Genomic DNA, 14,334 nt, shown 5'->3' with positions numbered 1-14,334 from the left:
GGCATGGATCACGAACAGCTCGACTACCGACGGGTTTCTCCCCGGCTGATACCGCTGCGCCAAATCAACAATGCCATCGGCTTTGGGTTCTTTTTTCTCGCGCTCCTAGTGCCGATCGTCATTGTTAACGCCGTGAATTCCACCTTCTTCTCGATGAACAGTGCTGCCTACTTGCTGTACGTGCTGCCGGTGGCCGTGCTCGTATGGGGGATCGTCTTGGCGTGCATTATCCCGCGCCAAGTACGAGCCATGGGCTATTTGGAACAGCAGGACGATCTGCTGTTGCGACGCGGTATCCTGTTCCGCAACCAGGTGGCGGTGCCCTACGGTCGCATCCAGTACGTGGACATCCGCCAGGGGCCACTGCAACGTGCCTTCGGCGTCACGCAAATTGTCATTACGACGGCTGGCGGCGGCACCGCGTCCACGTTCGAGGGACTGGTCATGCCGGAAGCCGAACGTCTCCGTGATGAACTGACTCAGCGCGGCTATGCTCGTCTGGCAGAATTGGGTCAATCATGACCGAACAGCAGACTCAGCACATTCCGTGGCGGCGCGTCCACCCCATCTCACCGTTCATTAAGTCGTGGTCGGCGCTGTTAGTGTTCGTATACATCATCACGAGCCTCTCGGTGCAGACGCTGCGCGACATCGTCAACTCGGTAGATATGGGGACGGGTCAAGCCCTGTTGGTGTTGCTGGGTATTGTGATCGCCATTTTGGTGGTTGCTGCCATCCTGTACGCGATCTCATGGCGGTTCTATCAGTTCCGCATCACCTCAGATGCCGTGGAACTTCACGCCGGTGTGATCTTTCGGCAGCGGCGGTATATGCGCTTGGACCGACTGCAAGCCGTGGATATCGTGCGCCCATTCTTTGCACGAATTTTCGGGCTCTCGAAGCTGTCATTGCATGCCGCAGATGGTTCCGAAACCACATTGACGTTGGAGTATCTCAAAGAAGCCGAAGCCGAGCAGCTGCGTCGCGAAATCCTCTATTTGGCGTCGGGCGCCCAGGATGATCCGGCCCTCGACCCTGCTGTGGATCCCGCAGGCGAACAGGCCATCCTCCAGGCGCCTACTCACGGCGCACCTCGATACCCATATGCCGACTATTTGCGTCAGTACGTGCAACATAATCCACACGGGCTCAATGAGGATGTCGCGCCGGACCCTTCGACCGCACCGATTCCGACCCCGCAGCACCCCAAAACCCCGCCGCGTGAGTTGTTGACCATCCCGTTTGGTCGAGTGGTGGGGTCCGCCTTCGTGACAGGACTCGGGACCGGTTTGATCAGCGGGCTCTGGGCCGCGATCTTCGGTGGGTTTTTCGTGTGGCTTGGTCTCCAATCAGACCCGACTGCAGACGCGGTGCCGTTTGCGCTGGTCGGGGCGATTGGGTTTCTTGCTGTCACCATCGTGGTGGCGGCAATTACCGCCTTCAGTCAGGTGAACTCGAACTTTAATTTCACCGCACGCACCTCAGATTCGGGGGTCCGCCTGACCTCGGGCATGCTGTCGACGTCGTCGCACACCATCCCGCCTGGTCGTATTCAAGCCATCCAAATTTCACAGTCTTTGGCCTACCGGATCTTTGGCTGGTACCGCATCCAGGTCACCGTGGCCGGGTACGGACTCACGGATTCATCGACAACCGTGCTGCCGGTCGGCAAGTTCAATGACGTCATCATTATGATGTCGGTGCTCGCCCCAGACCCCGGGGTTTACAACGCCAACGACCTCATCTACCGCGCGATGAAATACACCTCCGACGATGACGGTTTCACCCATGTGCCGTCCCGAGCCCGGTTTTGGCAGCCGGTGGCCGGCCGACGTCACGGCTACACCACGACTCCGACACTGCTGCTCATTCGGTATGCGAAGCTGCGACGCATCCTGGCGATGATTCCGCACGAACGCATCCAACAGTCCACCGTGTACCAGTCGCTTTCGGATAAATTCTCGGGCACGGTTTCGGCGAGATTCACCACCCCGCCCGGCCCCGTCCGCGTCGACATCAAAAACCACGAGCCACACGAGCTGATTCAACTGTTCTTTGAAGAGTCCCAGATTGCAGCCCACGCACGGCGCATCAGCGATAAGAATGAGTGGATGGCTGAGGACGAACTGGAAAACTTTGCGAAAGCGGCACAAAAAGCGCAAGCGACGGGAGGTAATCGGGCGTGAAAGCATTTCCCGCACACATTGCATTCCAACCCGTCAGGTCCGAGCTGGCCACCTACCGGCAGATCCACAACCTGATCAGCCTGGTCATCTATGTGGGAATTCTCGGTGGGTCCGCCGCGCTAATCAGTGCACTCTCGGATCCCGGCTGGTGGCACATCCTGTTCTACATTCCCGCCATCTGGATTCTGATCCACTGCGTGGTGCGTATTTTTATCATCCCGCATCAAGTTCGCATCCACGGTTGGTCGGAACAATCCGATGACATTCTGATCCGCAGCGGCGCGATCTTCCGGGCGCATACGGCCGTGCCGTATGGACGGTTGCAGTTCGTCACCGTGCGTCAGGGACCATTGCAACGAAAATTCGACCTGGCCGATGTATCGATCACGACCGCGGGGTCCAAAGCGGCGATACACGGCCTACCAACTCGAGAAGCCACTCGGCTGCGCGATGACCTGTCGTCCCGCGGTTACGCGCGGCTGGCGGGACTCTAAGGGAGGGTCATGAGCGTTGATGAACCACTGACCACCGAGGCCATCGGTCAACCAAACCGTCTAGGCATCGGCATCATCGGGGCCGGACGCGTCGGTGGCGTCCTCGGGTTGGCACTGCAGCGCGCTGGTCACACGATCACAGCGGTCCACGCGGTCTCGGATGCCTCCGTCGGGCGTGCAGAAACCTTGCTACCCGATGTGCCGATTATCGAGATACCAGACATATTGCGCCGCTCCGAGGCCGTGATTTTTGCGGTCCCCGACGACGTCCTAGAGTCCCTGGTGGCCGGGCTAGCCGAAGCCGGACACATCCAAACCGGTCATCTGCTCGTCCACACGTCTGGTCGGTACGGCACCGACGTCATGCAGTCGGTGCGTGAGCACGGCGCCATTCCGGTGGCCATTCATCCCGCCATGACGTTCTCCGGGCTGTCACTAGATGCCGACCGGTTACAGAACACGGCGTTTGGTATTACCGCGGACGCGGTCGTGGCACCGATCGCCGAGGCGCTCGTCGTCGAGATGGGCGGCATCCCCGTCACCATTCCAGAAGCCGCCCGACCCGTCTACCATGCTGCGATGGCGCACGCGTCGAATCACCTGGTCACCCTGACGGCACAAGCTCAGGCCATGCTGACGGCTGCCGGTATCGACCAAGCGCCCAAACTCGTGGGCAACCTGATGAGCGCAAGCCTGGAAAATGCGCTATCCAATGGCGACCAAGCACTCACTGGCCCGGTATCGCGCGGTGATACCGGCACGGTTGCCAAACACGTCGAAACACTCAAAGCGCTCGATGACCAAGACCTGTTCGAAACCTATCGCGCCATGGCGGTGGCTACTGCCCGTCGGGCACATCGTGCAGGGTTCATCAACGCGGCCAAACTCGAAGAACTCCAGCACGTGCTCGAGGTCTGAAACACCACGGGCCAGCAGATCTCAACCACCGGCGCATCCGAGACTAGACTGTCTGACGTGACAGACCAACAAGCCCAACTGGTAACCACCACTCAAGCTGCGCGAGACCTTATCGCCGCAACGGTCGCCGAGGCGATCGCGGACGGCAAGCCCAACCCGACGGTTGGCCTGGTGCCCACCATGGGCGCCCTGCATGACGGCCACGGGGCGCTGTTCGAACAGGCCCGCGCCGAAAATGATGTGGTCATCGCCTCGATCTTCGTCAACCCACTGCAATTTGACCGCGACGAAGACTTTGAAAACTATCCGAGCACCCTGAACGCCGACCTCGAATTGGTCACGCGCTACGGTGGCGACATCGTCTTCGCCCCGGACACCCAGCACATGTACCCCGGCTACCCGGACGCCCCACAGATCCGCGTGAGTGCCGGAGAAATGGGCCGCATGTTTGAAGGCGCGTCACGGCCCGGCCACTTCGACGGCGTGTGCACCGTGGTGGCGAAACTGTGGAACATTCTCATCCCACCGGCGCCGGCACAATTCCGCAGCTATTTCGGGCAAAAAGATGCGCAACAGTTAGCGATCGTGACCCGCATGGCCCGGGACTTAAACACCGATGTGGCGATCCGTGCCGTTGATCTGGTTCGTGCCCCTTCTGGGCTGGCGCTGTCGTCGCGCAATGTCAGACTCGATGATCACGGCATGGAAAACGCCCTGGGATTATCCAAGGCACTGCACTATTTGGCCGACCAAGCAGCCGCCGGGGTGCCCCTTGATATTGCAGCGGCCAGAGACATCATTCGAGCACAAGAAAACGTCGAATTAGACTATTTGGAGATCGTCGATCCGGCTACCTTAGCGTCCCTGACACCACAGCAACTTGCCACCCCGCTGGCAAGCGAAGCCCTCGCGCTGGTGGCAGCTTGGGTCCCGCCGGTGAGACTGATCGACAACATGTTGTTAGCGCCGTAGGCTACCCATCACATACCGGACTGATTTCTTAGCAACCGGAACGATTTCGCAAGGAGACGCGTGACAAGCACAGCACCAAAACCGACCCAGGATCTTTATCGACACGTCAACGGTGAATGGATGGATTCCAACACCGTCCCGGCAGATCGCGGCACATATGGCGCGTTCATGGAATTGCACGACCAGTCCGAAATAGCAGTCCACGACATTCTGAAATCTGCGGCACAAGACCTTTCGAAAAAACAGCTTCGCAAACCGATTTCTGCGGAACATACCGATGACGGAGCAAAAGCCCGCATCGGTGCCCTGTATGCCGCGATGATGGATGAAGAAACCATCGAAGCCCTGGGTGTGACCCCGCTGTGGGAGACCCTGGATGAAGTCTCTGATATCTCGAGCACAGCAGAATTCTTGGAAACCACCGGCAAATTGGAACGCGAAGGCGTCGTCGGTGGTCCCGTCGGCACCGGAGCGATGCCCGATGCCGGCAATCCCGAACGGGTGCTGCTGCACATGATCCAAAGTGGACTCGGTCTGCCCGATGAATCGTACTATCGGGAAGAAAAATTTAGCGACATCGTCGAGGCGTATCGGACCTATGTGGAAACGCTCTTCTTGCTCTCCGGGCTGGCCCCAACCGAAAAGCGCGCTCGCAAGATGGCCAAGCGCGTCATCGATCTGGAAACCAAAATTGCCGCAAAGCACTGGGACATCGTCTCGGTGCGAGATGCCGTCAAACGCTACAACCTCTATGACCGTGACACCCTGCTAGAGAAGTTCCCATCGGGTATTCACTGGTTGACCGGCATGAACATGGCTCCGGGACAAGCACACGAAAACCGTTCCGAAGAGATTGTCGTGTGGCAGCCCGACTTTTTGACCGGTTTGGAAGAATTGCTGGATTCTGAGCCCATTAAATCCTGGCGCACCTGGCTGAAACTGCACATCATTTCCTCTCACGCACCATTCTTGTCGGATGACTTTGTCCAAGCGAACTTCGAGTTCAGCAAAGTGCTCTCGGGTACCGAAGAGCTCCGTCCGCGGTGGAAGCGCGCCGTTGGTCTGGTGAACTCGAGCCTGGGCGAAGACGTGGGCCGTCTCTATGTTGCCCAGCACTACACCGAATCGCATCGTGCGGATATGGATAAGCTCGTCGACGCACTGCAGCAGGCCTACCACGCATCAATCTCTGAACTGCCGTGGATGGGCGAGGAAACCCGACAGCGTGCACTCGAGAAGCTGGCCAAGTTCAACCCGATGGTCGGCTACCCGGTGAAATGGCACAACTACTCTGATATTGCCGTGGATGCCAGCGATCTTGTGGCCACCCTGGATCGTATTTCGGCACACGACGTGGAAGATAACCTCTCCAAAATTGAAAAGGGCCCGGACCCAGAAGAATGGCACATGAGCCCGCAGACGGTGAATGCATACTATTCACCATTAGAGAATGCGATCGTGTTCCCCGCAGCTATCTTGCAGCCACCATTCTTCTCACCCGACGCCACCCCGGCACAGAACTTTGGTGGCATCGGTGCTGTCATCGGTCACGAAATTGGTCACGGTTTCGATGATCAAGGCTCACAGTATGACGGTGATGGTGCGCTCAATGATTGGTGGACCGATGAAGATCGCGCTGCGTTCACTCAACGCACCGAATCGCTGGTGGATCAGTACAAAGTACTGGCACCGACTGAAGCACCAGAACACAACGTCAACGGTGAACTCACCCTCGGGGAGAACATCGGCGACCTGGGCGGCCTAGGCATCAGCCATAAGGCACTGTATCTGTACTTGGAACAGCACCCTGAGGCAGTCACAGCACAAGGTCTGGATCCGAACGATGCCGATGATCGACAAGCGATCGATCGGCAGTTCTTTGAGTCCTGGGCTTCGGTATGGCGTCAACTCATCCGTCCAGAAGCCGCGGTGACTCGCGTGTCAACGGACCCGCACTCACCCAATGAGTTCCGTTCCAACCAGGTCGTCAAAAACCTTGACGCGTTCCATGCTGCCTACGGCACCACACCCGAGGATGAGATGTGGTTAGCACCTGCAGAACGCGTGACGATCTGGTAAAACCGTAGTCATGAGCTTTGATCCTTATGCACCGCTACCCGATTTGGTCCAGATGACGATGAGCAGCGAAGACTTCACCGACGGTGACCGGCTGCCAACGCGGTCGGTCATGGAAAGTTTGGGCCTGGGCGGCAAAGACGAAGTGCCGCAGTTGTCATGGGACAATATCCCAGAGGGCACCAAGACCTTTGCGCTGACCTGTCTTGATCCGGATGCGCCAACGGCCAGCGGGTTCTGGCACATGTCGGCCTTCAATATTCCGGCGACGGTCACCTCGCTGCCGGGTGGCGCCGTCGCCTGGGGTACCATCGACTGGTCGGCATTTGGCGTGTCCGGTGCAGACCAGGGTCCGATTTTCGTCAAGAACGACCGCAACGTGGCGGGTTATACCGGTGCTGCGCCACCGGAAGGTCACCCAGACCACCGCTACATGTTCGTCATTCACGCTGTCGGCACCGAACTTGAACTCGGCAACGATGCCACCCCGGCCCAGGTTGGTTTCAACCTGTTCAAACACGCCATCGGCCGCGGTCGAATTACCGGTGTCTTCGGGCGCTAGCACGGCACGTATATCGCACTCAAAAACAACTGTGGCCGCAACCTGCGAAAGGTTGCGGCCACAGTCAATTCAGGTAGTCGGGATTACTTGGTCTGCGCCAGAATATCGGTAATGACGCTCAAGCCTTCTTGCAGCAGATCTTCGTCTATGACTACAGGTGGCAAGAACCGCAGCACGTTGCCGTAGGTTCCGGCGGTCAGTGTGATGACGCCCTGCTTGCGTGCCTCCACGGCGATCTCATTGACCAGCTTGGCTAGTGGTTCTTTGGTTTCCGGATCGACGAATTCAATGGCCATCATCGCACCGCGACCGCGAATGTCACCCACCCGAGCATCGTCCTTTTGGATTCTGGTGAAGTGCTCGGTGATGAGCTCGCCGATGCGGTTTGCTTTCGCCGACAGTTCTTCTTCTTCCATGACTTCGAGTGAGGCCAGGGCGGCAGCAACAGCCACTGGGTTGCCACCGTAGGTGCCGCCCAGACCACCGGCGTGGACGGCGTCCATGACGTCAGCGCGGCCGGTTACCGCCGACAGCGGCATACCACCGGCGATGCCCTTGGCCAGTGTGATCAGATCTGGTTCGATGCCCTCGGTGGTGGAGGCAAACCAGTCACCGGTCCGGGCAAAACCGGTTTGGACCTCGTCGGCGATAAACAGCACGTTGTTGGCTTTACACCACTCAACAATCTTGGCCAAAAAGCCCTCAGCCGGCACGATGAAGCCACCTTCACCCTGGATAGGTTCCATGATCACCGCGGCCAACTGGTTGGCGCCGATCTGCGTTTCCAATGATTCGATGGTACGGGCCGCGGCCTGTGCACCCGTCAGGCCGTCGCGGTACGGGTAGGATCCAGGCACTCGGTAGGTTTCGGACGCGAATGGCCCAAACGATTCTTTATACGGCATGTTCTTGGCGGTCAGCCCCATGGTCAGCGTGGTGCGACCGTGGTAAGCGTTATCGAACGCCGCAATGGCCTGCTTGCCGGTGTATGCGCGAGCCACTTTGACAGCATTTTCGACGGCTTCAGCACCCGAGTTCAATAGTACGGTGCGTGTTTGACCGGAGATTGGCACCAGCCCATCGAGGCGTTGTGCCAACTGCACGTAGGACTCATACGGGGTGACCATGAAGCAGGTGTGGGTAAAGTCCGCGACTTGTTCTTGCACAGCTTGAACAATTTTTGGATGCGATGCACCGACCGTGGTCACAGCGATCCCCGCGCCTAGGTCAATGAGACGGTTGCCATCAACATCCTCGACGATGCCGCCTTCAGCACGAGCAGCAAACGCCGGTGTGGAGGGGCTGACAGCCTTTGGAACATACGTTTCAAGGCGTTCATGCAGTTCACGGGCTTTAGGGCCGGGGAGTTCGGTGACGAGTTTGCGAGACTGATCTAGCGGTTCACGCGACATTCAATATTCCTTACGTAGCTGTAACAAGACTGGGTGCTTCGTTCATTATGAGACATCAGAGCTATGTGCGGCCAATAGAACCTTGTCATGATGGGTATGCTTAACCGGTATGGACGAGCGATTACTGACAGCATTTCTGACGGTGGCTGAAACTCAGAACGTTTCAGTGGCTGCACGCCGCTTGAATATCACCCAGCCTGCGCTGTCTCGGCAATTACAAAAACTGCAGCGTCACCTCAAAGTGGCACTGTTGCAATCGCATCATTCCGGTGTGGGTCTCACCGCTGCAGGTGAAGAATTTTTGCCCGTCGCCCGGCGGTTAGTCGATGAGATGCGCAAGGCTGAATCGTTTGCACGCATGTTAGCCACCGGTGCATTTACCGAGATCACTTTCGCCGCACCGGGGACGACACTCATCGATATCGTGATCCCGTTCGTTGCCACCCTGGATTCGAAACAACTGCATTCGCACGTTATAGAAACTCCGCTCGGAGCATCGTTGGAACAGGCGGTCAACACCGCAGATCTGGTGATCATGCCCTCGGAGCCGCCCCGTGATCTGGCCTCAATTGCTCTGGTGGAGCTCCCGGTGTGGGCTTATGTTGCGCCCGGCCATCCGTGGGCTGACCGTGACGAAATTTCGCTGGATGAGCTCGTGGAAGAACGGGTCGTGGTTGCCACCACCGACTTCATGTCGCGCAGGGTATTAGACGGCGCGGTTGATGTTGCCGGGCTGACCGTGCCACAAATTGTGGAAACGAATTCAGGCCGCGTTGCCCAGGCCCTCGTGGCGACGGGGAATGGGGTCGCCGTGGTCACCGAGGATGCGTTCTTCGGGTTGAAGCCGGCCAAAATTACTACGGGGCACCACATTTTATCTGTGTGGTTACACGCCGGTTGGCGAGCCGATCACTACGCTCTGGAACGTGTGCAAGAGCTCGCAGAGGAACTCGCGGCATTTGCACAAGCACGGTATCCGGAACTCACCCCGGGCCCGATTGATCCACAACCTTGAGCGTGCTGGTGAGCCAAGGGCGATTAAACTGCACATGTCGGACATAACGAAACTCAGTGGGCCTGCGCCGGGCTAGACTACTAGGCGTGAGTACGACCAACGCAGCTAATGCCAACCCATCCGACGCCGAAGGCGCTACAAATACCCGTGATCAGCGAAAGGTTCGTCAGGCGAAACGCCAAGAACTGCTCGATGCCGGCATCCAGGCCTATCCGGTTGCGGTAGACCGCACCCATTCGCTGGCCGAGATTCGTGAAAAGTACCCGAACCTCGAAGCGGGCGAAGAAACCGGCGACATCGTGGCCGTGGCTGGTCGCGTCGTATTCCAACGCAATACCGGAAAACTCGCGTTCGTCACGCTGCAAGAAGGCGGCGAAACCGGTGACCATCCACGTCTACAGGTCATGCTGTCCCAGGCCCGCGTGGGAGCAGAAGCCCTGGACTCATATAAGCACCTGGTCGACCTCGGTGACCACATCGCCGTCACCGGTGAAGTCATTACATCCAAACGCGGCGAGCTGTCGATCATGGCAGATACCTGGACCATGGCATCCAAAGCGCTGCGTCCACTGCCCGTACTGCACGCTGACCTGGCCGATGAGACCCGCGTGCGGCAGCGCTATGCCGATCTGATCGTGCGCCAAGAAGCCGCTGCAATGGTGCATACTCGCTCGGGTGTGGTCCGTGCCGTCCGTCGTGCGCTCGAAGATCAGGGCTACATCGAAGTCGAAACGCCGATTTTGCAGCTGATTCACGGTGGGGCACAGGCTCGACCATTTGAAACACATCTCAATGCATTTGACCAGACGATGACGCTGCGTATTGCCACCGAGCTCTTCCTGAAGCGCGCCGTGGTCGGTGGCATCGACAAGATCTTTGAAATCGGACGGGTTTTCCGAAATGAGGGGGTGGATTCCACACACTCACCGGAGTTCACCATGCTGGAAGCCTACGAAGCATACTCCGATATGTATGGCATGGCCGAGCGCATTCGCGAAATCATTCTGTCGGCTGCCAACGCTGCCGGTGTCGGTCACGAGTTGATCACGCCAGAAGGCCAGACCGTGGTACTCGATAGCGAGTGGGAATGGAAAGAATTTTACCCCGCCATCTCCGAAACCGTCGGCCAGGATATTACACCCGACACCTCGGCAGAAGAACTGCGGGCCATCGCCGAGGCGAACAACGTTGAGGTTGACGAGCAGCTATCCGTTCAGCAGTTGGCGATGGAACTCTTCGACGAACTCGTGGAACCACATATCGTCCAGCCAACATTTATTTATCACTACCCGCAAGCGGCCCAGCCACTTGCTCGCCCACACCGCGACGACCCGCGCATGGTGGAAGCCTGGGACCTGATTATTAACGGTTATGAGATCGGCACCGCATTTTCCGAACTTATTGACCCCGTTATCCAGCGCGAACGCCTGACTGCTCAATCCGATGCTGCAGCTGCTGGCGATGAAGAAGCTATGCAACTGGATCACGACTTCCTTCGGGCTCTAGAATATGGTGCACCCCCAACCGGCGGACTCGGTATGGGTGTTGATCGGTTGGTCATGTTGTTGACCGGCACCGGGATTCGTGAAACCATTTTGTTCCCGCTGCTGAAACCAGAAGGCGACGAGTAAGGAGGCACTATGGAAGTGTTCTGGGATTATTTTGAAGTCCTTGCCCCATCCATTGGGCTGTTCTTTATCTTCTGGTTGGTTATGCGCTCGCTGTTTCGCGGGGATTCCGGTGAACGTGATGCCAAGCGGGATGCCGAAGAGCGTGAAGCGCAACTGTGGGCCCAGCGTCGTGCCGCAAAACAACAGGGTGTGGAAGACGAAGCCAACGCAACAGTAGAAAAGTTTTAGTCCGGGAATAACGCTGACTCAAAGCTGGTTATCTCTACTCCTAACAATTACCTTTGTGTGAAAGGACTAGAGTTGTGCAAATTTTACCTTGAGCCGATCAGACTCAGCTTTCGGTAAAAATGGTGCATTTCCTTCGCCCAGCAGTGAACAGTAGTCTCAATACGATTTATAACTCAGTACGATCAGACTCAATAGTCAGCAAGGAGTGTGCCTATGTTTGAAAGATTCACCGATCGGGCCAGACGAGTAGTAGTGCTTGCGCAGGAAGAAGCGCGCATGCTGAACCACTCGTACATCGGCACCGAGCACATCCTGCTCGGGTTGATCCACGAAGGCGATGGCGTGGCCGCCAAAGCCCTGCAATCCCTTGACGTTTCGTTAGGCGCGGTACGCGAGCAGGTGCGAGAAATTATCGGTCAGGGCCAGCAAGCGCCATCCGGTCACATCCCATTCACCCCGCGTGCCAAAAAAGTTTTAGAACTCTCACTGCGTGAAGCACTGCAACTTGGCCACAACTACATCGGCACCGAACACATCCTGCTCGGACTCATCCGTGAAGGTGAAGGCGTGGCCGCACAGGTACTCGTGCAGCTGGGCGCCGACCTCAACCGCGTCCGCCAGACAGTCATTCAGTTGTTGTCCGGTTACCAGGGCTCCGGCGAAGGTGAAGGTAAAGAAACCGCAGGAGTTTCTGCTTCAGGTGGCAGCCAAGGCCAGCAGGCCGGTTCAGTTGTGCTCGACCAGTTCGGTACGAACCTCACTGCAGCATCCCGCGAATCTCGGCTTGACCCAGTCATTGGGCGCAGCGACGAGATGGAACGCGTCATGCAGGTGCTCTCGCGTCGTACCAAGAACAACCCGGTGCTCATCGGTGAACCCGGTGTTGGTAAGACGGCCGTTGTCGAAGGTCTGGCACAGGCCATTGTGCGTGACGATGTACCAGAGACTTTGAAAGACAAGCAGCTATACACCCTCGATCTGGGTTCGCTGGTTGCCGGTTCTCGTTACCGCGGTGATTTCGAAGAGCGCCTGAAGAAGGTTCTCAAAGAAATTCGCACTCGTGGCGACATCATCCTGTTCATCGACGAGATTCATACACTCGTAGGTGCCGGTGCCGCAGAAGGCGCCATCGATGCCGCTTCGATTCTCAAGCCGATGTTGGCACGCGGCGAACTGCAGACCATCGGTGCCACGACACTGGATGAATACCGCAAACACATTGAAAAAGATGCGGCCCTGGAACGTCGTTTTCAGCCCATCCAGGTTGACGAACCATCAGTTGAAGACTCCGTTGCCATTCTGCGTGGTCTGCGCGACCGGTACGAAACGCACCACCGTGTGTCCATCACGGATGAAGCACTCCAGGCAGCTGCCACCATGGCAGATCGCTACATCTCAGATCGCTTCCTGCCGGATAAGGCAGTCGACTTGATCGATGAGGCCGGTGCACGTCTGCGTATTCAGCGGATGTCGACCCCTCCAGAGATCAAGGAATACGATGCGCGCATCGAGGAAGTACGCAAAGAGAAGGAAGCCGCCATTGACGGCCAAGACTTCGAAGGTGCGGCCTCACTACGTGACAAAGAACAGTCACTCCAAGATGAGCGCAACACCAAAGAACGCGAATGGCGTGACGAAGCCGCTCACGGTATCGCCGAAGTCGGCGAAGACATGATTGCCGAAGTGCTATCGAAGTCCACCGGTATTCCAGTCTTCCGTCTCTCCGAAAGCGAAGCCGAGCGTTTGCGCAATATGGAAGACGAACTGCATCGTCGGGTCATTGGCCAAGACGAAGCAGTCAAGTCGCTGTCACGTGCGATTCGTCGTACCCGTGCCGGGCTGAAGGATCCACACCGTCCAACCGGCTCGTTCATCTTTGCCGGTCCGACCGGTGTTGGTAAAACCGAGCTGGCCAAGACGCTGTCCGAGTTCCTGTTCGGGGATGAAGAAGCCCTGATCACCCTGGACATGTCAGAATTCCAAGAGAAACACACCGTCTCACGCCTCTTCGGTGCCCCTCCGGGCTACGTCGGCTACGAGGAAGGTGGCCAGCTGACCGAACAGGTTCGTCGCCGTCCGTTCTCCGTTGTCCTGTTTGACGAAGTTGAAAAAGCCCACCAGGACCTTTTCAACTCGTTGCTGCAAATTCTGGAAGAAGGTCGTCTGACCGACTCACAGGGTCGCGTTGTGGACTTCAAGAACACGGTCATCATTATGACGACCAACCTTGGTACCTTCGATATTGCTAAGGGTGTTCAGACCGGTTTCCAGTCAATTTCTGACACCGAGACCGGATACGAACGTATGAAGGCAACCGTTCAGCAGGAGCTGCGTCAGCACTTCCGCCCAGAGTTTCTCAACCGTGTGGACGACACGATTGTCTTCCCACAGCTGTCCATCTCCGAAATCATCGAGATTGTCGACCTCTTCATTGGCAGCCTCGAGGAGCGTTTGAAAGAACAGAACCTGAGCATCGAACTGGATCAGGCCTCCAAGGAACTGTTGGCAGAGCGTGGTTACGACCCATCCATGGGTGCCCGTCCGCTGCGTCGTACGGTGCAAGACATGCTGGAAGATAAACTGTCCGAGAAGCTGCTCTTCGGTGAAATCCCGCCTTACACCCACATCCTCGTGTCCGTGAAGGGCGAAGGCAAGAATGCGGAACTCGACTTCGAACTGGTCAACCAACCAGAATCGATCGAAGCCGCACCAGAACGCGAAGCAATCGAGGCAGGTAGCGACAGCTAACCTTTAGCCTCGGACAAAAAGTGCTGGACCCCTCAACGAGAGGGTTCCAGCACTTTTTTATGCGACAGCAATAGTTCATGCTGACGCCTCGT

General features: G+C 57.5%; 12 protein-coding genes. 11 read left to right on the top strand and 1 reads right to left on the bottom strand.

Annotation, left to right across the window (positions count from 1 at the left end; genetic code table 11):
• Positions 1 to 3 precede the first annotated feature (3 nt).
• Genes ACYVJT_RS01525 through ACYVJT_RS01495 form a run of 7 tightly spaced genes read left to right on the top strand, consistent with a single transcriptional unit; the run spans position 4 to position 7,208 of the window.
• Complete coding sequence (locus ACYVJT_RS01525; protein WP_343958704.1) at positions 4 to 522, top strand: PH domain-containing protein; 519 nt, start codon at positions 4 to 6, stop codon at positions 520 to 522.
• On the top strand, positions 519 to 2,186 hold the full coding sequence (locus tag ACYVJT_RS01520) for a PH domain-containing protein (RefSeq protein ID WP_343958706.1): 1,668 nt from the start codon (positions 519 to 521) through the stop codon (positions 2,184 to 2,186). The genes ACYVJT_RS01525 and ACYVJT_RS01520 overlap by 4 nt, the downstream gene beginning before the upstream one ends.
• On the top strand, positions 2,183 to 2,680 hold the full coding sequence (locus ACYVJT_RS01515; protein WP_343958708.1) for a PH domain-containing protein: 498 nt from the start codon (positions 2,183 to 2,185) through the stop codon (positions 2,678 to 2,680). Before ACYVJT_RS01520 ends, ACYVJT_RS01515 begins: the two co-directional genes overlap by 4 nt.
• A gap of 9 nt (positions 2,681 to 2,689) precedes the next feature.
• Positions 2,690 to 3,598, top strand: a complete 909-nt coding sequence (locus ACYVJT_RS01510) for a Rossmann-like and DUF2520 domain-containing protein (protein ID WP_343958710.1) — start codon at positions 2,690 to 2,692, stop codon at positions 3,596 to 3,598.
• A gap of 57 nt (positions 3,599 to 3,655) precedes the next feature.
• Complete coding sequence (gene panC / locus ACYVJT_RS01505; RefSeq protein WP_343958712.1) at positions 3,656 to 4,570, top strand: pantoate--beta-alanine ligase; 915 nt, start codon at positions 3,656 to 3,658, stop codon at positions 4,568 to 4,570.
• 60 nt (positions 4,571 to 4,630) lie between these two features.
• Positions 4,631 to 6,649 (top strand): M13 family metallopeptidase, encoded by a 2,019-nt coding sequence (locus ACYVJT_RS01500; protein WP_343958714.1) that lies wholly within the window; start codon positions 4,631 to 4,633, stop codon positions 6,647 to 6,649.
• A 10-nt stretch (positions 6,650 to 6,659) separates the two neighbouring features.
• Entirely contained in the window at positions 6,660 to 7,208 is a 549-nt protein-coding gene (locus tag ACYVJT_RS01495; RefSeq protein ID WP_343958716.1) for a YbhB/YbcL family Raf kinase inhibitor-like protein, read from the top strand.
• Positions 7,209 to 7,291: 83 nt separating this feature from the next.
• On the opposite strand, the gene gabT is transcribed toward ACYVJT_RS01495, so the two are convergent.
• Entirely contained in the window at positions 7,292 to 8,620 is a 1,329-nt protein-coding gene (gene gabT / locus ACYVJT_RS01490) for a 4-aminobutyrate--2-oxoglutarate transaminase (protein ID WP_343958718.1), read from the bottom strand.
• 109 nt (positions 8,621 to 8,729) lie between these two features.
• On the opposite strand from gabT, the gene ACYVJT_RS01485 reads away from it, so the two are divergent.
• The 4 genes from ACYVJT_RS01485 to ACYVJT_RS01470 all read left to right on the top strand — a co-directional run bounded on the left by ACYVJT_RS01485 (position 8,730) and on the right by ACYVJT_RS01470 (position 14,242).
• Complete coding sequence (locus ACYVJT_RS01485) at positions 8,730 to 9,635, top strand: LysR family transcriptional regulator (RefSeq protein ID WP_343958720.1); 906 nt, start codon at positions 8,730 to 8,732, stop codon at positions 9,633 to 9,635.
• 86 nt (positions 9,636 to 9,721) lie between these two features.
• Positions 9,722 to 11,266, top strand: a complete 1,545-nt coding sequence (gene lysS, locus ACYVJT_RS01480) for a lysine--tRNA ligase (protein ID WP_343958722.1) — start codon at positions 9,722 to 9,724, stop codon at positions 11,264 to 11,266.
• A 9-nt stretch (positions 11,267 to 11,275) separates the two neighbouring features.
• Positions 11,276 to 11,494 carry a hypothetical protein gene (locus ACYVJT_RS01475; RefSeq protein ID WP_343958724.1) on the top strand — a complete coding sequence of 73 codons (219 nt, stop codon included), beginning with the start codon at positions 11,276 to 11,278 and terminating at the stop codon, positions 11,492 to 11,494.
• 213 nt (positions 11,495 to 11,707) lie between these two features.
• Entirely contained in the window at positions 11,708 to 14,242 is a 2,535-nt protein-coding gene (locus tag ACYVJT_RS01470) for an ATP-dependent Clp protease ATP-binding subunit (RefSeq protein WP_343958726.1), read from the top strand.
• Positions 14,243 to 14,334 lie beyond the last annotated feature (92 nt).

The organism is Yaniella soli (assembly GCF_054782375.1).
This window is presented reverse-complemented; position numbering and strand designations above follow the sequence as displayed.